The sequence below is a fragment of the Caballeronia sordidicola genome (genome assembly GCF_002220365.1).
Lineage (GTDB): Bacteria > Pseudomonadota > Gammaproteobacteria > Burkholderiales > Burkholderiaceae > Caballeronia > Caballeronia sordidicola_C.
In genome coordinates this window covers 84,368-103,662 of record NZ_MTHB01000094.1, presented here as the reverse complement: position 1 = coordinate 103,662, position 19,295 = coordinate 84,368, and the positions used below count along the sequence as shown (strand labels likewise).

The following is a 19,295-nucleotide window of genomic DNA, read 5'->3' as shown; positions in this document are numbered from 1 at the left end:
CAATGGATTGATATGTATACATAGTAATAGTTAACAAGCATCGACCGTTTCTGTGGATAAGCGATCAATCTTCCTTCGGATCAACGCTCTAGCGAAAAGGTAACTCGCGTACCAAATGTGGAACTGGCACTTGGCCGTAGGATAACTTCGGGCGCTTTATGCACAGCACCCGAGTTATCAAGGTTTCGCCCACAGGCCTTCACTGAGTTATGCAGGAGTTATCCAGAGCTTTGCGCGCAGCAAGCCACGGCGCGCCACAAACATCCGCTCACGCATAAAGCGGCGCAAGCGCTTCGCGGTTCACCACCACGATCTGGCTGGTCGGTGCGTGCGGGGTGGGCGCACTGCTGTTGCCGCGCCGTCCCGGATCGGCGACCATGCCGATAGTGACTACCGAAACAACGAGGTGACGTATGAAGCACGAGGTAATTGCATTCCTAGGGACCGGCCTGATGGGAGAGCCGATGGCGCGTAATCTGCTGGCGGCCGGGTATGGCGTGCGAGCCTGGAATCGCTCGAAGGAGAAGGCTTGCGCACTCGCTGAAAAAGGGGCGGTGGTTTGCGACACGGCGGCAGACGCAGCGCAAGGCGCGAACGTGCTGATCTGCATGCTGAGCGATGGTCCAACTTGCGATGCCGTGGTGTTCAACGACAAGACGGTCTTGGCCGCACTGACTCCCGGCGCGACGGTGATCGTGATGAGTTCGATCCCCGTGGAGACCGCCGTCGAACAGTCGCGAATGAGCGCCGAGCGTGGCTTTCGTTATCTCGACGCGCCGGTGTCAGGCGGCCAGCAAGGCGCGATCGATGCAACGCTCGCGATCATGGCCGGCGGCGAGCTGGATACCTTCGAGGCAGCGCGCGATTTGCTGGGTGCAATGGGTCGCCCGGTGCGCGTCGGCCCTGCCGGAACAGGGCAGCAGACCAAGCTCGCGAATCAGTTGATCGTGGCAAACACGATTGCTGCCGTGGCTGAGGCGTTGCTGTTTGCGGAGCGTGGTGGTGCGGACCCGGCGAAGGTCATCGAAGCGCTTGCCGGCGGTTTCGCCGATTCGCCGATTCTGCGCATGCACGGACGACGCATGACTGACGAAACGTTCGCTCCCGGCGGTGCAGCGAAGTATCAGTTAAAGGACACGCGGACCGCTTTGGCGCGGGCGCGGTCCCTCGGGCTGGAGTTGCCGGTGGCGCATGTTGTGGACGCGCTGTTCGCTTCAATGGTCGATCACGGCGACGGCGATCTCGACCATAGTGCGCTCATTCGCGAGATCCGGCGGGAGAACAACTTGCCGGTAAGCCGTAAAGATAGTTGAGCGCATGGGTACGCCTCAGACTGTCTTCAGCATTCCGCCATCGACGAAATAAGTCGATCCAACGCTATAGCTCGCACGCTCCGAGCACAGGAAGACAATAAAGCTCGCCAGCTCGGCAGGCGTAGCGAAGCGGCGGATGGGCGCGTGTTCGTCGGCAACGTGTTGCAAATGCGCTTCCCAGTCGCCGCCCGAATCGCGCGTCAGTTCCTTGGCTGTCTTGATCCAGTCGGGTGTCAGCACAAGCCCAGGATTGATCGTGTTGACGCGGATGTTGTCTTTAATCAGCTCGTTCGCCAGATTCTTCGACAGCATCATCAACGCGGCTTTCGTCACGTTATAGATGGGCTCGTAGCCGAGCGGCTGCGTCGCGCAGATCGACGCGTTGTTCAGGATCGCGCCACCGCCACGCGCCTTCATCAACGGCACGAGACCGCGCGCGAGGCGCACAGCCGCCATCACATGAAGGTCCCAATAGGACTGCCACTTCTCGTCGGGCGCGTCCATGATGGTCTCGTTGCTGCCCGTGCCGGCGTTGTTGAAAAGGACATCGGCGCCGCCGAAATTCGTGCTCGCAGCAGCAACGATCTTGTCGACGCCTGCTGTTGTCGCAACGTCGCAGGCAACCGGTACCGCCGACACACCGAACTCCCGCGCGATGCGGGCTGCAGCCTCCCTCAGCCGGTCTTCCTGCCGTGCCGCGAGCAGCAGGTTCGCGCCTTCCGCAGCGAATGCCTCCGCTACAGCGAGCCCGATGCCCACGCTCGCGCCTGTCAACACGACAACCTTACCGCGCAGATTCAGATCCATTTTTATCGTCTCCTTTTTGGTTGCTTGGGTTCAAGTCTTCAGCGTGCTTCGAATCGCGGCAAGCCAGAGTGCGACCGCGTGCGCACCGGGATCGGCAAAGCCTAGCGCACGATCACCCACGTAACTGGAACGTCCGAGCCGTGGGGTCATCGACGCCGTGTGCGCTGCGCCTGATGTCGCTGCATCGACGGCTGCTTTCGAGGCTTCGTCCGTATGAATACCACCTGATTTCGAAAGCGCGCTTTGCAGCGCGACGGCGGCCGGATGCAATGCATCGACCATCGTCCGATCGCCGGGATGCGCGCCACCCAGCGCCATCACGCCATCGACGGCTGCAGTGAAAGCCGCCGACCAATCCTTGGCCGCGGACTCACCGGACTGTTCGATAACCGCTGCCGCGCGTAACAGCATAACTGCGTAGAGCGGTCCCGATGTGCCGCCCACCACGCGTCTTATTGTGGCGGACATCGTCCGCAGCACGGCACCCGGTGTGTTCTCCGAGGGATAAGTATCGATCTCATGGAGGATGCTTCGAGCCGCCCGCGACAGGCTGATGCCGAGATCGCCATCACCCACGCGCTGATCCATCTCTGTCAGGACTGGTTCCGCTTCGAGAAGACACGCGCATACCGCTTCGATAACCCGTCGCAACGACGAGTCACGCGAGAGCCGCGCGCCGCCAGCTATAACCGGCGCCTCAGGCGCGGGCTTGACTGATGCCTCTGCGACCCGGCCGCTCAACGCGGGCCACGCGGTGGTCTGCGCGGCCGCGTCGAGCCATGCGAGTCGTTGATCGTCCACGCGCAGTAACGTGAGGGAAATGCCGGCCATCTCGAGCGCGCTCAGGAACGTGCCCGACCACGCGCGCTCGACTCGAACCCGATGGTCTCGAAGGGTGCGCAGCGCCGATCCCGCCACTATGCTCAGTTCGCTCGACGGCGTGCCGCCCAGATTGTTCACGAGCAACGCGACGCGGTCATCGGGCTTCAATGCAAGATCGTCGATGATCTTCGCGAGCAGGCGCCCGACAATCTGTTGTGCCGGTTCGAGCGCGCCGCGCTCCACGCCAGGTTCGCCATGAATGCCGAGCCCCCATTCGATTTCATCGCCGGCGAGCTGGAAACCCGGCTTGCCAGCGGCCGGCACCGTGCACGGCGTAAGGGCCACGCCCATGGTGCCAAGCGATGCCGCCGTGTCGCGCGCAATCTGCGCTACTTCGCCGATTGGCCGGCCCTCGGCGGCAGCGGCGCCCGCGATCTTGTGCACGAACACGGTCCCTGCAAGACCGCGCCGGCCAGCATGTTCGCCGTGTGCAGACAGAGCGACGTCGTCGGCGACGATCACCATCTCCACCGCAATGCCCTCAGCCCGCGCGATCTCCGCGGCAAGGCCGAAATTGAAGCGGTCGCCCGTGTAGTTCTTGACTATGAGAAGAACACCCGCGGGACCGGCTACGGCGCGAATGGCATCGAGGACGGCATCGGTCGAGGGCGACGTGAAGACCTCGCCGGCTACCGCCGCGCTGAGCATGCCAGGACCCACGTAACCGCCGTGGGCGGGTTCATGCCCCGAGCCGCCGCCCGAGATCAGGGCCACTTCGCCGCGCGCTGCTGCCGCCTCGGCATCTGCGCGCACGATGATCGTGCTGCCCTGCAGCAACGATAACCCGGGGTTCAGCGCGGCGAGTCCGTCGAGCATGTCGGGCACGACCCCGGCGACGTCGTTGATGAGCTTCTTCATGTCAGCCACCCTCCTTGAAAACCGCCGGCTCTTGGGTACGAGCCCTTCGCGCTTGGGAGACATGATAGATGGCCTGACTGCATCACGCATTTGCGTTCGTCGATCGCGCCTGTCAGTCCAGACACTCAGTCCAGAAACTCGGTCGCGCGCTGCTGAAGCATGGCCCTGAAGTCATCGAGCCAGCCGATGGACAGCCGCCAGCTCTGCCAATACAGATCGACGTCGATATGCGCGCCCGGCACCATTTCAACCAGCTCGCCCGACGCGAGTGCCGGCCCGATCATCTGCGTGGGACACATGCCCCACGCCATTCCAGACAGGCACGCACGCAGATAGCCCGCAACGTGCGGAATCAGGTGCCGCGGCGGATCGAGATCCGCCCGCGTGATTCGCCGCATGAAGCGCTTTTGCATCTGATCTTTCGGACTGAAGTCGACACGCGGCGCGTGACGCAGCGCATCGCGCGTCACCCCTGCGCTGAAGTGCCGGTCAAAGTACGCCGGTGAGCAAACGGGCAGGTAGCGCATGCGTCCCAGCTTGGTCGAGCGGCATCCCTGCACTGGCTCGGCCTGCGTGGTGACCGCCCCTTGCACGCTGCCGTCACGCAGTTGTTGCGCCGTGTATTCCTGATCTTCGATAACCAGGTCCAGCAGCATTTCCCGTTCAGCGCAGAAGCCGGAGATGGCGTCGATGAACCAGGTGCCGACGCTGTCGTCATTGACCGCCATGCGAAATGTCGGCCACTTTCCGGCGAGCATGCCCGGCAAAGTCGGCATCTGCCCGCCCAGTTCTGTTTCGAGTCGCTGCACGCGTTCTATATGACGGCAGAGCAGCGCGCCCGGCGGCGTGGCAATACACGGCTGGCCGCGCTTCACTAACACGCTTCCGACTCTTTCCTCCAGCAGCTTCACCCGCTGTGAGACCGCCGATGGCGTCACGTTCAGTTCCCGCGCGGCGCGATCGAACGAGCCGAGGCGCACGACGGCTCCGAGTGCATCGAGCAAGGCGTAGTCCAACATTAGGAAAATTTAACTGACATTAGGAAAGTTAGCTTCTTTTAAGCATGGACGAAGGGCAGACTACGCCTCTTGGTAGTGCTCGTCCACCGGCTTTTTACCGCAACAGGGTCCGACTGCCGCACGTGCGCGCCTCGCTACCGCTTCAAAGACAGCACCCTTTCCCGGAAAAAGCCATGACTCCATCGCCGTTTCAACTCGAGCGTTATTTCGCCGTTCACGAATTCACCGCCCGCTATCTGCTGTGCAGTTCCGACCCGGAATCCATGTCGATTACGGACCTGCTTGCGCTCGAACCCGGTTCTATGGAAGGTCTTGGCAGCTTGCGTCTGGGCTACACCGAATATCCCGGTGCGCCTGAACTTCGGCGAGAAATTGCGACGTTGTACGAATCAATTGGTATCGACAACCTGATCGTGCACACGGGCGCTCAGGAAGCGATTTTCTCGTTCGTCCATTCGATGCTCCAGGCAGGCGATCACATGATCGTTCACATGCCCGGTTATCAGTCCCACTACTCGATCGCTGAAGCGGCGGGTGTGTCGGTGTCTCCGTGGCTTGCACGCGAATCGGAGAATTGGGCCCTGGATCCCGACGAATTGGAGAAGCTTGTCAGGCCGGAGACGAAAGCATTGGTGATCTGCGCGCCGCACAATCCGACCGGCTATCTGCCCGCGCGCGAGCGGTTTGACGCGATTGTCGATTTCTGCCGGCGGCTTGGTCTATGGTTATTCAGTGACGAGGTCTATCGTGGCCTTGAGCACGATCCCGCTGCGCGTCTGCCCGCTGCCTGCGATGTCTATGAGAAGGCGATATCGCTTGGGGCTCTGTCGAAGTCGCATGGCTTGGCGGGGCTGCGCATTGGCTGGGTCGCTACGCGGGACCGCGATGTGCTCGCGGCCATGAGCACGTTCAAGGACTACCTGACCATCTGCAACAGCGCGCCCAGCGAGTATCTCGGGGCCATTGCGTTGCGTCACACCCATGCGTTGATCGAACGTAATACGTCGATTGTCAGAAGTAACCTGGCCATCCTCGATCCGTTCTTCGAACGTCATCACGAGATCCTGGAGTGGCGTCAGCCGTCAGCAGGGACAGTCGCGTTCCCTAGACTAAAGCACGGAGGAGCAGATCGCTTCTGTGCGGAAGTCCTCGAGCTCACCGGCGTACTTCTGCTGCCCAGCACGTTGCTCGATCACGGCAACGAGCATTTCCGCATTGGCCTGGGACGGAGAAACTTCCCGGAGGTCCTGAAAATATTTGAGAACTATTTGCGCGAACACGGTACGAAGTAGGACCACCGGGGAAAGAGCCGACCGGCCCAAATTGGTCGACATGTCCCCTCCCGGCCCCAGTGCCAAATCGCACTGGCGCTTTACCCTTGCCGGTTCACTCGTACACTAAGGGGCTATATCGCCAAGACTCACGGACTGCAAATCACGGAGTACAAAATATGAAGTGGCTACTTGTATCGCTTGCAGCACTGGTTGGATACAGCGCACATGCAGAGAACGCTGAACCGAAGCAGGCCACTAGCGCCTACTCATCACCGCGGTTCACTCGCGATACCACCGAGGACATCAACATCCAGATGGAAACGGATCACGAAACAGGCTGCCGTTATCTGATTGCAGAAGGCCAGGGCGTCACGCCGCTGCTGAAGAGTAACGGTACGCCCGACTGCAACGCGCCGAAACTCGGGCAGCAATAGCGAACGCGCAGCGTAGCGAGGACTGGATCGTCCGCACGGCCGGCAAATTAGCAAGAGCGCGGCAAGTCACCGAGCCAGGTGGCGAAGCCGCGCCGAAAAACGCGCCCACCCGTGACAGCGAGGGGTGGGAGTGTCTACCACTTCCATCGGACACCCGCATTGCCGCCTATGGTCCGTTGATGTGAACCGCCCAGATTCGTCAGATAACTCGCCGTGACGAATGCGCTGCCCGACCGCGTGACCTGGGCAATCAGTCCCACATTAAACTGCCCGGCCGTCTGTCCCACACCGCCAGGGATCACGGTTGTTCCACCGAAGGTCGTGCTGTCACCCTCGCCGAATGCGCGCAGGACGCTCACGCGCGCATACGGTTGCCACGTCATCCCCGCGCTGCTGAAGGTTCGCTGCACCCTCACGCCGACGCGGCCGGTGTATGTGTTGCCGTTGTTGAACGAGACGGAGGACACGCCGTCGTTGAAGTCATTGAGCGACAGGTTTTGCCAGATGATCTGCGCTTGCGGTTCGATGACAAATGCTCTGCCCAGCGTGATGGGAAAGCCGCCTTCGACAGAACCCGTCACCGCGGTGCCATGCGTTCCCGCGCCGGTTCCCTGACTCGATAACGGGTCCACCGTGATCGATGACCCCATCAGCACCGCATCGGTGTACCAGCCCGACGGGCCGATATGCGTCCAGTATCCGCCCAGGCTATAGGCATTCAGCGCCAGATGACCGACATCGACATTGGGAAAACCTAGCGCAAAGCCGTCGACATCGCCCACTGCGCGGGCGAAGCCTACGAATAAACCGTAGTGGTTCCGATGACCCGACGCCGTCACGTCCGAGTAGACGTCATGGCCGACTTGCGCGCCGACAATCGAGCCGTCGAACTCCGGGTTCGCCGCGCCGTCCTGGCTGCTGACCGAATGTGCGCCCCAGACGCGTCCCCACGCGGCCGGCAGCGCGCCGGTCTCGGTGAGCAATGACTGGTCACCTTGCCGGTCGTGGAAGTTATCGATTTGCTGAATGCCGATTTGCCTGGCGACCATCGGAATGGCGGCGTACAGCGCCACTTCCGGGCGATACAAGGGAATCGGTGCGGACCCGGGCGGCGGCGGGGCAGGCAAGGGCGCAGAGCCGGCGGCGGCAATCGGGCCAGTGTCCGCAGTGCTTTCGGGTGGCGTGCCGGTGGGCGAGCCGGGCGAGGTGCCCGTGGGGGTGCCAGGGGACGTTCCGGTAGGCGTTCCAGGCGACGTCGGACCCGTCGGAGTGCCGGGTTGCGTCGGCGGCACTGCGGCTGCCGGGGCCACGGTATTGCGCAAATACCAGCTTTCGCTGGTCCCGGCGGTCACACCGCCTTTGGCCAGGTAGTACGAATACGCGCCCGCCTGGATGGACGCGGGGAGCGAAAATGCGCCGAGGGCGGAGGTTGCGCCATTGGCGGCTTGAACGACCTGTATGCCGTTGGCGACGGTCCCGGCACCCGTGCCGCCGATATTCGTGATCAGCAGCGTGCTGGAGCCACTGGCATTGCCACCGTTGATCACAAGGCGGTCCGACGCGGAATTATCGGGGCCGACGACCGTATTGAGCGCGATCCGGGCGTTTTGTCCGACGTAGTTTCCCGTGACGACAAGCTGATTGCCCACGCCCGCCCCGGCAATCTGGGCGAGTCCATTGTTGGTGAGCTGGCCCTGCACGCTAAACGCCCCCGATGTCGACGAGGCAAAACTCGGAAGCGCATTTGCCGCAAAAATAGTGCCGTTGTTCGTCACATCGCCGATCACGCCGCCATACCCGCCAAGGTTTGCCCCGGCGGCTACCGAAACCGGTCCGCCGCCCCCAAGCGTCGCGCTTGAATGCGATATATCACCAACAGCGAGCGTGCCGGCGCTGATCGTCGTTCCACCGGTGAATGTGGTGGGCGCCTGAAGCAGCAGTTGTCCGGTGCCGAGTTTGGTGAGCGAACCGGTGCCTGAAATCCCCTGCGCCACGGTGGTATTGAAGCCCTGTGTGTCGATGACACCGCCCGCCATACCCAGCGCGATGGGACGCGTTGCCGCCAGATCGAGCGCGTTGTTCAGAAGAAGCGTGCCGCCGTCGAGCGTAAGTCCGCCCGTAGGGGCGCCGAGCGCGCTATCGGCGCCAATAGCGAGAGCCCCGGCGTTGACCGTCGTCCCGCCGGAGTAACTGTTGCCGCCGGCGGCAGCCGGGGCGAGCGTGAGTGTGCCCGCGCCATCTTTCTCCACCGCGCCAGTGCCCGACAGTGTGCCGGTGTAGCTGCCGTCGCTGGCTTGCCCAAACTGCACCAGCCCGTTGTCGGTGACCGTGGACGGCATGTTTTGCGCGCTTGCCCGGAGCGTGCCGGGAGCGTCGACCAGAGCGACTGTTGTCGGCGCAAACAGGCCGCTCAGGTTGAGCGTGCCGGTCTGCACTTCGGCGAGATTGAAGTCGCCCGTGCCGCTGAAGGTCCAGGCGTCGCCCGACATGCGCAAGGTCTGGAACCGGGTGAACGCGTTCGATGCGCTACCCGTTCCCTCGAGAATCACCGTACTCGCTCCCGGGCCGCCACCGCCGTCGGCGGCGCCTATTATTTGCGAACCCGTCTGGAGAATCAGCGTGTTGGCGCCGTTGCCCATGGAGACGGCCGTGCTGCCGCCCGATTGCAAAAGGCCCGCATTAATGACCGTGCTGGCGCCGTTCAGCGTTCTGACCGCCGCTCCGCTTTGACTGAAAATCTGGCCCCCCGCACGGTTTTCAATCGTTGCTGTAAAGCTGGATCCAGCGGTGTTCGAGAAGACGGCGTCCGAGTCCGCGCCGGTTGGAGTGATGATGCCGGTGTTGACCAGCGTGTCGTTGTTGCCTTGCAGGTAGGCTGTCGGGCTGCTCGCCCCTGACGTCGATAAATTTCCACTGTTGTTTATCGTCCCGCTGCCGCCGATGATCGAGGCCGCGCGGGCGTTGCTTCCCGAGGTTGCAACGGAGCCGGTGTTGACCAGGGTGTTGTTTAATTGCCCGACATTCGTCTGCCCCCAGGCCGCTGTCATGCCGTAGGCGTTTGGCCCGGATGTGGCGATGGTGCCGTTATTGACCAGGGTGTTGCCGCTGCCGTTGGCGGCCATACCGTCGTTGTAGGCGCCGGTTGTGGTGATTTTGCCCGTCGATGTATTCGTAAGCTGGTTTGCGTCGCCCGTGCCGAGCAGGACGGCGCCCCGGTTGGTTCCGGACCCGCCGCCGCCCGTCAACGTCAATGCGCCGCCATTTGAGAGGGTGCTCGCGCTCCCGACGCTGAAGGCAACCGGCGCGCTCGCGCGAGTCAGGGCGGTGGCGACCGTGGCGTCAATTCCGATGGTGACCGCGCTCGACCCCGCCACGGCTGCGACCGGGAGAATGCCGGTGCCGGTGCAAACGACGCTCGTTCCTGTTGTTGGCGCGGTGGAACTGCATGCGGCATTAGCGGTTCCGGACAGCGCCTCCGATACAAAAACGGCGCTGCAGATGCCGATATCCAGCACTTTTTTCATGGACTGGCGCCCTCAAGACCCTCGATGCAAGCTAAAAATAGACTTTTTTCTTTGTCTTACCAAATGTTTTATTTATTATCTGACCTTCCGGATTGTTGGCGCCAGGCATCTCCGGACTGCGCATGTGACGGTTTTTGGAGTTTGTTTTTGGAAACATCGGGCAGAATCCAATTGCAGACTGTCATTTTCGCGTGGTAAAAGGAGTCTGCAACGCTTGGCCGATTGACGGCCGGTGGCGCTACCAAACGGAATTACGTCTCTTCTAGGAAAATCAGCAAATGGCAACAGGTATTGTGAAGTGGTTTAATGATGCGAAGGGTTTTGGCTTCATCACGCCGGACGGCGGTGGCGATGACCTCTTTGCGCATTTCTCTGAGATCCGCTCGGAAGGCTTCAAGACACTGCAGGAAAACCAAAAAGTAAGCTACGAAGCGAAGCAAGGCCCGAAGGGTCTGCAAGCGTCGAACATCCAGCCGCTGTAATTCGTTACAGCCCGGCTTGATTGCATGAACCGAATGGCCCGCTTAGGCGGGCCATTCGTTTTTTTCGGCACGAGGAGCGGGCCGTGGACGCCGTCAGCGTCCGTTGCAGGGGGATTGCGTCACCGCAGGCCGCATCGGCTCAATTCGGCCTCATTTGGCCCCGTTTGGCCCCGTTTGGCCCCGCTCGGCCCCGTTATCCAGTCCAGCAGCCTCGCGTCAGGGTGCGTCGATAGCGAGGGGGGCCGGAGCAATCGCCATGACCTTCTCGGGGAAGAGCCGCGGATATAATGCCCCCGCAATGCATGCTCCAATGATTGGAGCGACCCAGAACAGCCAGAGTTGTCCCAACGCAGCGCCACCGGCGAATAGCGCGGGTCCGGTCGAGCGTGCGGGATTGACCGATGTATTCGTCACCGGAATGGATATCAGGTGAATCAGCGTCAGGCAAAGCCCGATGGCTAGCGGCGCGAAACCGGAGATGGCGCGTCCGTCGGTTGTACCCAGAATGACCATCAGGAAGAAAAACGTCATCACGATTTCGCAGATCAGGGCGGCTGTCATCGAATAACCGCCGGGTGAATGCGCACCGTATCCATTCGATGCAAATCCACTGGCCGCAGCGTCGAATCCGGGCACGCCGGACGCGATCAGATAGAGCACAAATGCCCCAATGGTCGCGCCAACAACCTGCGCAACAATATAGGGCGCGAGGTCGCGGGGAGGAAAGCGGCCTGCAACGGCGAGGCCCACGCTGACGGCCGGATTCAAATGGCAACCCGATATATGACCCAGTGCGTACGCCATGGTCAGGACGGTCAATCCGAATGCGAACGCAACACCCGCAAATCCAATTCCAGTACCAGGAAATTTGGCCGCGAGAACGGCGCTGCCACAACCGCCAAATACTAGCCAAAACGTGCCAAACAATTCCGCAGCAAGACGTTGTTGTAATCGCATGATGTGTCATCCAGGATTGGTAACGGTTTCAATACGAAGTGGCCAGACCGCGCTAACTGACAATTGCGCTTCATGAAAAGCTTTGCTTTTTTACAGTCGATCCTGATTGCGTTTCTGCTCCGGGTTAAATGCCTGAGTCGCCCTTGCCGCAAGACTCACCCGCGCACTTGGTATGCATGCGCTGCGGTAGATGCGGACTGCTTGTCTGTGGAAATGCGTGATGCTATGCATCTACAACATCGCTTTTTACGGAATCCCATCGCGCCCGATCGCGCCTGGATCGACGTCATTCGGACACGAATTCAGTGTAGGTCAAAGTTTTTAAAAATCGACGTCGTCAGTGTTGCGAAATAGGTGTGCGTAGCAGTAGCACTAGCCGCACGCTTTGGCGTTTCGCGCCATGAGTGAATTGGCAGCCACCCCAAGCGCCCGGGAATCTTGGCGCATCACGCTCTCTATTGTTTAAGCAGTTGCCATTTGCTATCCGGGCCGCCGTCCTTGCAAGCCGTCGGCGCCCAGGTTTGCGTCTGGCCTTTTGCCTTGGCGACGATAGCAAGCGTCCGGCAACTCCGGTCCCCATCCTTTTGGGTATTGAGAGGCGTAATGGTGCCCTCTACATGAACCGGATTTCCAGTGCCGACGTTGTTCCAGTCAAGCGCTTCACCGTCCTGTTTCGAGTCGAGGGCCGTTCGTGCGGCGCGGTTGAGTTGCTGCAAATCGCGCTGTTTCATATAACTGATCGGCGTGTCCGTCAGGAACCCGAGGTTGGCTGCGTAAGCGGCAACTGCATTGCTTAGGAATACGCTGCAAAGCACTAACCGAACCCAGCCAAGACGGCCGTACGAAGATGATCGAATGTGCATAAAGCTTCCTTAAAGTACGGATTGCAGCCTGACTTTGCCGGCCGTTCAAACATGAAAGTCCGCGGCCATATCCTCGTCCGTCCGGGCGACTATCCGGCCGCTACGGACGGCTTGTGTGAACAAGTCGAAATCGCGTTCGACCTGATCCGCGTAGTCCTTCGAATAGGAAACCAGCGCTTCGGCGAATTGAGTACCCTGGCCCAGATAGGCGCTGATCTCGATAGCCTTGCCGCTCGCTTTTGCATGAGCGCGAGCGAGTATCCAGCCGCACAACCGGGCGTAACCTTCCAGCACGTCGATATCAAATAATTCGATGTTCGCCGACAGCTTCATGTCCCGCAGTTGCCTGAAATAGAAATGGCGCCCCGATGGCCCGGTCGCCCAGCCAAGGAAGATGTCGCTGGCGGCCTGCATTACCCGCTGGCCCCGCACCACACGCTCGCCGGCATGGTCCAGCCGTTCGGCATCGAAATGCTGTTCGATCACGGAGGGCCGTGCCTCCTTGATCTGCAGGAACATGGGTTTTCCCAGTTCATCCATCATCAACAGCACGAGGCACCGAGTTCCAACGCTGCCGACGCCCACTACCTTGAAGGCCAGGTCCTGCGCCGTGAAGTGTTTGAGAAGCGCTCGACGGTCGTGGCTAAGCGTTTTCACATACTGCGCAAACATGCCCTTGATCAACGCTTGCCAGTTCCCGAGCTTGACCCAGTCATCATCGGCTTCGAACAGCGTGTTAGTGCCGTGCACGTGGAACATGCCCGGCGGCATGTCGCGTAGGGTCCAGGCATCGGTCTCGTCATCAAATTCCGCCACCTTTTCAAGCATGCTGTCGTGCGTGCGGCTAGCGGCCTTTTCCATGCCTTTACGCAACGCGCGCCTGCGCTCAGCGGTCACGGCGGTCTCGAGCATCCGGTCGAAAGTAATGCGCTCGTACCATAGCTCAAGGGCGCTGTATTGCGCGTATTCCTGCATGCGTGTCTGGTACTGTGTCACGAGGGATTGAATCAGCCCCTCGCCTGTCAGGCGGCTTAAGCGCATGTGCCGCGCGGCGACCATGAAGCTTGCGGCCAGTCGTTTGATATCCCATTCCCACGGACCAAGCGCGACTTCATCGAAATCGTTCAGGTCGAACACCAGTTGGCGTTCCGGCGTCGCGAATCCGCCAAAGTTCATCAGATGCGCGTCGCCGCAGATGGGCATGACCAAGCCCGTATTCGATATCTTGCCCAGGTCGTTAGCCTGCAGGATCGCGCTTCCCCTGAAGAACGTAAAAGGCGACGCCATCATCCGCCCGTATCTGAGCGGGACCAGCCGTTCCACACGCCCCTTGCTGTTTTGCTCGAGCAGCTCGATCGGGTCGCGGTCGATCGTTCCAATCCGGGCGTGCGCGGAACGGGCCATGTGCTCGCGGTACGCCTTGCCCGCTGCCATACGCGACGCAGTCTTGTTTTCAGCCGCCATCTACGCTCCCTTATGTCGCTCACGTCACCCACCGGACACGCCGTCTTGCACGAGCGGCCGGTCCGCGTCACAACTTCGTTTCCGGCCGCTTACGTCTCACTTTATTGGAGCGCCGTTGCGTGTCACCAGTACGGCAGTCGCTTCAATAAATTCGGCGTGTACGCTATCGCCGACCTTAATTCCCTTTAGCGAAACGTCGGGTCCGGCCTGCAGCGTTTCTGTCTTGTTCGGGCCGCGAATCGTGATGGTCCGCTTCGCATGATCGACCTTCTGAACCGTCGCCAGCACTTGCACCTGACGTGCGGTCGCGGTCGATCCACCGGATGCGGGAATGGTTGCGGTCTCGTCGACCCGCTCGCGAATACCGTTCGACGCGACCTTGGTGGCGCGGATCAGCACGGCGTTCTCGTACTTGATATGGACGGTATCGCCGATCTGCAACTTGCCGACGTCGCCCACTTCCGGATTCACAGCGATATCGACAACTCGCCCGCTGTCCCCCTTCAACGAGACACTATTCGATGCAGTGTCGATGCCCACCACCCGTGCCTGGACTTCCGCGATAGCGGCGCCACCCGCTCCGCCCGGACCGGCGGCCGAGGCTGCATTCTGTGAAAACGCCGGAGCGGCAAACAGGGCGGAAACGACCATTGCCACCTTGAGTGTGTTGAAGCTGAAAATCCGCGACGGGTATTTGCTAGTCATTAGGAAATCCTTTCGTTCGTTGCGATGTTGATGGATGCGGATGACCGGCGAAACGCCGGGGTGATGATGCCTGGGATTACCTTCGCGGGAACCTGCTCGGTTACCTGCTCGGTTACCTGCTCGGTTACCTGCTCGGTTACCTGCGCGACTTGGACAGCAAGTGGCCCAGCCCAAGGTTGGTCGCTATCTGCCAGATGTACACGCGGGAGTAACGGACGCCGTATTTCGACTCAATCAGTGCCCGCAGCCGCGCGTTGGTCCATGCCTCACTGTCGAAGCCGTGATCCCTGGCCGAGCCCTGAAGCGCCGCGGATATCCACTCAAGGGCTCGCTGATCCAGTACGGAAGAGCGTCCGCCTACGGCCAACTGTTTCAACGCGTTCAGGCCGCCAGCGTCAATCAGCGCCTTGTAGCGCTTAACCGTCGCCAAGGACAGATGAAGCTGCTCTGCAACGTCATCTACCGACGCCCCGTCGAGCAGCATCTGTCCCGCCGTCATTCGGCGTACGACGCTTGGAAGGTTCTCGGGCTGAGAAAGCATCTGTGCACTCGTCCTTGTGTCATCAGGAATGCACGGCAGTCCGTCGCCGCTCGTTTTTTTAACTCCAGCTCGCCAAGGCGGCCGGTTCTCCGTTTTGAAACGCTTCGGTGCTCCGTTTCGATTTGCAAAAAAATGTGAATATCCGAAAGGATCCGTCAGGCGAATAACTACTAAGCCAATAATTACGCTGTTGCCTAAGCCGTTGGAATAGAGCCCCCGGAGGTTAATTTCATTACCAATATCTGTTTTTGTCAGATTTTGGGTCGATTTTGCACAAAATTTATTACTTGAAATTTAGTCCAATTTTGTCTAATGCGCGTGATGACCAACCGGTTCTCACGAACGTTTGCTAACGTTTTTTTGAAACGAATCGGCTGATTGAATTTCGGGATTCGTCAGTTACAAAATAATATTGGCAAACGGTAAAACGTTTGCTAGCATCCGTAACAAATGTAATCCTGCTTACGCACAGCGCTAAGCAGACCCGCACGGGACACGCGTGCCCAGTTATGTCTCTGAGAGGACTAACGTATGGCTATTTCTCGTTCCACCCAGTTCGCTTAAACCAAGTCGTCCTTCCGCTTTGGTATATCGCGGAAAACCGATTTATAGAAACATGGAGTGCCTCTTCCCCGTGCGCCGGGAACGGTTCCGCACGTGTGCCCGAAACGCGCTAATCAATTAGCGCTGACGGGTTATCGCACCCTGTAAAACTGACATTGGAAAAATCCATGAGCAGCCAGTGGCGGCTATTCGTCCGTAGATTGTTACCGAGCTTGATTATTCCAGCTTGGGCAAATTTGGCGTTCGCTCAAAGCGCTGCGGATGAAGCGAATAAAAGCAATAATCCGCTAAATCTGGCTGCTTCATTCAATATTCAAAATTACTACACGCCCAGCGTATTTGGTGCGAGTTCGCATACTAATGATTTGTTGTTGCGGCCGACCATTCCAATCGGGCCCAACGGGCTGATAGGCGTGCCGCAGATCTTCCGCGCAACCTTGCCTGTCAGTACCCGCCCCGATCCCAGTGGTGGATACAACACGGGATTGGGCGATATCAACCTTTTCGATATCTTCTTGCTTTCTCAGGAGGGCGTCCAGATAGGCGTCGGGCCGCTGATCACCGTGCCGACGGCTACCGACCCAAGTCTGGGAACGGGTAAGTGGCAAGCCGGTCTTGCGGCAGTCGCGGTCAGTGCGACCAAAGAACGGTTGTTGGGCGCGCTGGTCCAGTGGCAACACTCGTTTGCCGGGCAGGATAGCCGCCCGGCCGTGCAGTCGCTGACGGCCCAGCCTTTCGGGATCTTTAACTTGCCCGGTGGATGGTATGTGCGCTCGACCGGCACCTGGACATTCGACCTTCAGCAAGGAAGCTATTACATCCCAGTCGGCCTCGGCGGCGGCAAAGCATGGAAAAGCGGTTCGACGATCTACAACGCGTACATAGAGCCCCAATATTCAGCCGCTCATTCAGGGCGAGGCGTCCCGCAATTCACGATTTTTGCCGGTTTGAACATGACGTTCGGCAAATGACGGACGGTGCTTTCATGAAATTTAGATATCTCGTGAAATTTGGAATACTAATGACTTTGCTGGCGTTGACGGCGACCGCACGAAACACCTGAAATATGGCGCCGATGGCTCGCTCGATATTTATGTCCAGCATGAGTCGCCGGCAAAGGAAAAGAAGCGAACTGGTTGCCGGCGCCGTCGAGCGCCTACACGCTGATCATGCGCGCCTACGGACCCGGCGCCAAGGTGCTGGATGGAACGTGGCAACTGGTGAAGCCGAAGAAAGCCGGGCAAGGCTGACATCGAATCGATCAGGATTCGTTGGAATGTAAGTTTTACTAATCGATATCGAGGTCGGTATGAAAGCAATTTTTTTGACAGCAGCGTTTGCCATGACGGCCAGCGCTGCGTTTGCAGCCAAGCCCGCTGTGTATCCGGCGCATGGGCAAAGCCCCAGCAAGCAGTCGCAGGATGACGGTGCTTGCTACGCCTGGGCCAAGCAAAACACGGGCATCGATCCGGCGGTCGTTGCGGGCACACCGCCGCCGCCGCAGGGACCTACTGGCGCGCGAGTGGGTGGTGCTGCGCGTGGCGCAGCGGCCGGCGCCCTCATTGGTGACGTGAACCACAACGATCCGGGACACGGCGCAGCCGTTGGTGCGACAGCCGGGGCCGTGGTGGGCGGCGTGCGTAGCCGCCGGCAACACGCCGCCCAGGCGCAGAACGCACAAGCCAACCAGCAAGCTGAGATGAACACGTACTGGCATGCGTACGGCGCATGCATGCAGGGGCGCGGTTACACCGTCCAGTAATTGACCGCGAAAACCATTTCGCGAAGGAGCCAGCATGGACATGTACGACACGAGGGCCAGTGTGCGAAAAAACTGGCAGCGGGAGCTGAAGGCTGTTGCATTCGCCACTGTAGTACTCGGCATTCCGACTGCCGGCCGCGCAACTGAAAGTGGTCTGGGACGGCCACTAACCGGTATGCAGATCGCGCCGTACGCCGGCATCGTGCCACCTACCGATGATTGGATCTTTTCCGTCTCGACCATCTATTACGAAGGTTCGTTCGGAAAATCCAAAACAATTCCGGTCGGCAACACGGTGTCTGCTGGTCTCAATTATCACATCTCGTACACCATCCTCAATGCAGTGAAGACATGGGGCATCACCGCTGGAGGGTGGAACTTTGCCTCGTCGTTTGGCGTGCCGTTTCAATACACGTCCCTCTCGTCGTTCAACGGCCGTTTGCCTAACGACAGCGGCACGCAGTTCACCGACATCTTCTTCACGCCGGTGGTCGCCGGCTATCACCTCACGAAGACCGACCATATCGCCTTGAGCGTTCAGATGTATGCGCCCACTGGAGCTTATAACGTCAACCGCCTGGCAAACCCCGGGCTGAACACGTGGACGTTCATCCCGACCATTGCATACACGAAGCTCCTGCCCGAGCACAACGTCGAACTGTCAGCGAACTACGGCGTCGAGTTCTATACGACGAACAACGAGACGCACTATCACAACGCCCCGATCAGCGTGCTCGACCTGCTTGCGCTCAAGCGCTTCACGGGAGGATGGGGTGTTGGTGTGATCGGCGGCTGGATTCAGCAGCTCGGCGATGACACAGGCGGTCTCGCCAACCTGACCGGTGGCACCAGTGGCCACTCTGTCGGGATCGGCCCAATGGCGACGTGGTCAGGGAAGCTGAGCAGCACGCCCGTGTCGGCTTCGTTGCGATGGGTCAATGAATTTGCAGTGCGTAACCGCCCGAAGGGAAATGCGGTCGAACTTTCAATCAGCGCCACTTTTCAATAAGGGGGCGACGTGCCAAGACACTTTCACCGACCAATACGCGGCGTGCTTATCGCGTTAGGGATCAGCGCAGTCAATGCATTTGCGCAAACAAGCCCAGACCCCGCGAGCGCTGCAGCGGCCACGTCAGCGTCCACACCGGCCGCTGCGCAACCCGAGCGCCAGCAGCAGGCCATCGACGCGTTGTCATCCATGGGACGTTATCTACGCTCGCTGAGCCGCTTCGATGTGACTACTACATCTGCTACCGATGCCGTGCTTGACAGCGGACAAACCGTCGCGTTTCTTCATGAAACGGACCTGAAGGTGGAGCGGCCCAATCGTATGCGGGCGGATATCACCGGAAGTCGCGGTACCAAAGGGCTGATCTACGACGGCAGGACTTTCACCATCTTCAATACGTCCGATGGCTACTACTCGAAGAACCCCGCGCCGGCCACGATCGATCTGCTGGTGCGTGAGTTATCAACGACTTACAACATCGATACCCCGCTTGCAGATTTGTTTTACTGGGGCAACGGCAAGGTCGATGAGGTCACATTGACGTCGGCGCTTTTCATCGGGCTGGAGCGCGTGGATACGCGCTGGTGCAATCACTACGCGTATCAGCAGGACGGAGCCGACTGGGAGCTTTGGATTCAGAGCGGAACACGTCAGTTGCCGTGTCGCATGGAAATTGTCGATACAACCCAGGACGAACGTCCACGACACGTCGTGACCTATCACTGGAAACTCAACCCCGAGTTTCCAGCGTCGACCTTTACTTTCCGGCCTGCGGCGAATGCGAAAGCGATCGAGCTGAAGCCTGCTACGCGTACGCCGTATGAGGAGAGCGAATGA

At 59.9% G+C, this 19,295-nt stretch carries 17 protein-coding genes; 8 read left to right on the top strand and 9 right to left on the bottom strand.

The window, feature by feature from the left end; genetic code table 11:
- The first annotated feature begins 413 nt into the window (after positions 1 to 413).
- The gene (locus BSU04_RS14475; protein WP_089161231.1) at positions 414 to 1,313 is read left to right on the top strand and encodes an NAD(P)-dependent oxidoreductase; all 900 of its coding nucleotides are present in this window, start codon (positions 414 to 416) and stop codon (positions 1,311 to 1,313) included.
- A gap of 15 nt (positions 1,314 to 1,328) precedes the next feature.
- On the opposite strand, the gene BSU04_RS14470 is transcribed toward BSU04_RS14475, so the two are convergent.
- The 3 genes from BSU04_RS14470 to BSU04_RS14460 all read right to left on the bottom strand — a co-directional run bounded on the left by BSU04_RS14470 (position 1,329) and on the right by BSU04_RS14460 (position 4,879).
- A complete protein-coding gene (locus tag BSU04_RS14470; RefSeq protein WP_089161230.1) occupies positions 1,329 to 2,120 on the bottom strand; it encodes an SDR family NAD(P)-dependent oxidoreductase in 792 nt (263 codons plus the stop codon).
- Between the two features lie 30 nt (positions 2,121 to 2,150).
- The gene (gene dhaL, locus BSU04_RS14465) at positions 2,151 to 3,860 is read right to left on the bottom strand and encodes a dihydroxyacetone kinase subunit DhaL (protein ID WP_089161229.1); all 1,710 of its coding nucleotides are present in this window, start codon (positions 3,858 to 3,860) and stop codon (positions 2,151 to 2,153) included.
- Between the two features lie 125 nt (positions 3,861 to 3,985).
- Positions 3,986 to 4,879: a LysR family transcriptional regulator ArgP gene (locus tag BSU04_RS14460; protein ID WP_089161228.1), complete on the bottom strand. Its 894-nt coding sequence runs from the start codon at positions 4,877 to 4,879 to the stop codon at positions 3,986 to 3,988.
- Positions 4,880 to 5,052: 173 nt separating this feature from the next.
- Here BSU04_RS14460 and BSU04_RS14455 point away from each other — a divergent pair, with 173 nt between their 5' ends.
- Together BSU04_RS14455 and BSU04_RS14450 are read left to right on the top strand one after the other, a co-directional pair.
- Positions 5,053 to 6,171 carry an aminotransferase class I/II-fold pyridoxal phosphate-dependent enzyme gene (locus BSU04_RS14455; protein WP_089161227.1) on the top strand — a complete coding sequence of 373 codons (1,119 nt, stop codon included), beginning with the start codon at positions 5,053 to 5,055 and terminating at the stop codon, positions 6,169 to 6,171.
- A 158-nt stretch (positions 6,172 to 6,329) separates the two neighbouring features.
- Positions 6,330 to 6,587: a DUF6440 family protein gene (locus BSU04_RS14450; RefSeq protein ID WP_089161226.1), complete on the top strand. Its 258-nt coding sequence runs from the start codon at positions 6,330 to 6,332 to the stop codon at positions 6,585 to 6,587.
- Between the two features lie 134 nt (positions 6,588 to 6,721).
- Here BSU04_RS14450 and BSU04_RS14445 read toward each other — a convergent pair whose 3' ends face one another.
- Positions 6,722 to 10,111, bottom strand: coding sequence for an autotransporter outer membrane beta-barrel domain-containing protein (locus BSU04_RS14445; RefSeq protein WP_089161225.1), 3,390 nt, complete (start codon positions 10,109 to 10,111; stop codon positions 6,722 to 6,724).
- Between the two features lie 278 nt (positions 10,112 to 10,389).
- On the opposite strand from BSU04_RS14445, the gene BSU04_RS14440 reads away from it, so the two are divergent.
- Positions 10,390 to 10,593 carry a cold-shock protein gene (locus BSU04_RS14440; protein ID WP_031362205.1) on the top strand — a complete coding sequence of 68 codons (204 nt, stop codon included), beginning with the start codon at positions 10,390 to 10,392 and terminating at the stop codon, positions 10,591 to 10,593.
- A gap of 216 nt (positions 10,594 to 10,809) precedes the next feature.
- Here the strand turns inward: BSU04_RS14440 and aqpZ are convergent, their stop codons facing one another.
- From aqpZ to BSU04_RS14415, 5 genes are all read right to left on the bottom strand, one after another.
- On the bottom strand, positions 10,810 to 11,550 hold the full coding sequence (gene aqpZ / locus BSU04_RS14435; protein ID WP_089161224.1) for an aquaporin Z: 741 nt from the start codon (positions 11,548 to 11,550) through the stop codon (positions 10,810 to 10,812).
- Between the two features lie 455 nt (positions 11,551 to 12,005).
- Positions 12,006 to 12,413, bottom strand: coding sequence for a hypothetical protein (locus BSU04_RS14430; RefSeq protein ID WP_089161223.1), 408 nt, complete (start codon positions 12,411 to 12,413; stop codon positions 12,006 to 12,008).
- Positions 12,414 to 12,458: 45 nt separating this feature from the next.
- Complete coding sequence (locus BSU04_RS14425; protein WP_089161222.1) at positions 12,459 to 13,877, bottom strand: DUF2252 domain-containing protein; 1,419 nt, start codon at positions 13,875 to 13,877, stop codon at positions 12,459 to 12,461.
- Between the two features lie 96 nt (positions 13,878 to 13,973).
- Positions 13,974 to 14,582, bottom strand: a complete 609-nt coding sequence (locus BSU04_RS14420; RefSeq protein WP_089161221.1) for a copper-binding protein — start codon at positions 14,580 to 14,582, stop codon at positions 13,974 to 13,976.
- A gap of 136 nt (positions 14,583 to 14,718) precedes the next feature.
- The gene (locus BSU04_RS14415) at positions 14,719 to 15,123 is read right to left on the bottom strand and encodes a helix-turn-helix domain-containing protein (RefSeq protein ID WP_089161220.1); all 405 of its coding nucleotides are present in this window, start codon (positions 15,121 to 15,123) and stop codon (positions 14,719 to 14,721) included.
- A gap of 731 nt (positions 15,124 to 15,854) precedes the next feature.
- Here BSU04_RS14415 and BSU04_RS14410 point away from each other — a divergent pair.
- From BSU04_RS14410 to BSU04_RS14395, 4 genes are all read left to right on the top strand, one after another.
- A complete protein-coding gene (locus tag BSU04_RS14410) occupies positions 15,855 to 16,658 on the top strand; it encodes a hypothetical protein (RefSeq protein ID WP_089161219.1) in 804 nt (267 codons plus the stop codon).
- Between the two features lie 338 nt (positions 16,659 to 16,996).
- Positions 16,997 to 17,449 (top strand): glycine zipper domain-containing protein, encoded by a 453-nt coding sequence (locus BSU04_RS14405; protein ID WP_256982726.1) that lies wholly within the window; start codon positions 16,997 to 16,999, stop codon positions 17,447 to 17,449.
- 34 nt (positions 17,450 to 17,483) lie between these two features.
- Complete coding sequence (locus BSU04_RS14400; protein ID WP_089161218.1) at positions 17,484 to 18,458, top strand: SphA family protein; 975 nt, start codon at positions 17,484 to 17,486, stop codon at positions 18,456 to 18,458.
- A 9-nt stretch (positions 18,459 to 18,467) separates the two neighbouring features.
- Entirely contained in the window at positions 18,468 to 19,295 is an 828-nt protein-coding gene (locus BSU04_RS14395; RefSeq protein ID WP_144021239.1) for a DUF2092 domain-containing protein, read from the top strand.

What these genes read in the sequence shown, in the direction of transcription:
- BSU04_RS14475 (WP_089161231.1), top strand. Translation starts at nt 414, where the DNA reads ATGAAGCACGAGGTAATTGCATTCCTAGGGACCGGCCTGATGGGAGAG.
- BSU04_RS14470 (WP_089161230.1), bottom strand. Translation starts at nt 2,120, where the DNA reads ATGGATCTGAATCTGCGCGGTAAGGTTGTCGTGTTGACAGGCGCGAGC.
- dhaL (WP_089161229.1), bottom strand. Translation starts at nt 3,860, where the DNA reads ATGAAGAAGCTCATCAACGACGTCGCCGGGGTCGTGCCCGACATGCTC.
- BSU04_RS14460 (WP_089161228.1), bottom strand. Translation starts at nt 4,879, where the DNA reads ATGTTGGACTACGCCTTGCTCGATGCACTCGGAGCCGTCGTGCGCCTC.
- BSU04_RS14455 (WP_089161227.1), top strand. Translation starts at nt 5,053, where the DNA reads ATGACTCCATCGCCGTTTCAACTCGAGCGTTATTTCGCCGTTCACGAA.
- BSU04_RS14450 (WP_089161226.1), top strand. Translation starts at nt 6,330, where the DNA reads ATGAAGTGGCTACTTGTATCGCTTGCAGCACTGGTTGGATACAGCGCA.
- BSU04_RS14445 (WP_089161225.1), bottom strand. Translation starts at nt 10,111, where the DNA reads ATGAAAAAAGTGCTGGATATCGGCATCTGCAGCGCCGTTTTTGTATCG.
- BSU04_RS14440 (WP_031362205.1), top strand. Translation starts at nt 10,390, where the DNA reads ATGGCAACAGGTATTGTGAAGTGGTTTAATGATGCGAAGGGTTTTGGC.
- aqpZ (WP_089161224.1), bottom strand. Translation starts at nt 11,550, where the DNA reads ATGCGATTACAACAACGTCTTGCTGCGGAATTGTTTGGCACGTTTTGG.
- BSU04_RS14430 (WP_089161223.1), bottom strand. Translation starts at nt 12,413, where the DNA reads ATGCACATTCGATCATCTTCGTACGGCCGTCTTGGCTGGGTTCGGTTA.
- BSU04_RS14425 (WP_089161222.1), bottom strand. Translation starts at nt 13,877, where the DNA reads ATGGCGGCTGAAAACAAGACTGCGTCGCGTATGGCAGCGGGCAAGGCG.
- BSU04_RS14420 (WP_089161221.1), bottom strand. Translation starts at nt 14,582, where the DNA reads ATGACTAGCAAATACCCGTCGCGGATTTTCAGCTTCAACACACTCAAG.
- BSU04_RS14415 (WP_089161220.1), bottom strand. Translation starts at nt 15,123, where the DNA reads ATGCTTTCTCAGCCCGAGAACCTTCCAAGCGTCGTACGCCGAATGACG.
- BSU04_RS14410 (WP_089161219.1), top strand. Translation starts at nt 15,855, where the DNA reads ATGAGCAGCCAGTGGCGGCTATTCGTCCGTAGATTGTTACCGAGCTTG.
- BSU04_RS14405 (WP_256982726.1), top strand. Translation starts at nt 16,997, where the DNA reads ATGAAAGCAATTTTTTTGACAGCAGCGTTTGCCATGACGGCCAGCGCT.
- BSU04_RS14400 (WP_089161218.1), top strand. Translation starts at nt 17,484, where the DNA reads ATGGACATGTACGACACGAGGGCCAGTGTGCGAAAAAACTGGCAGCGG.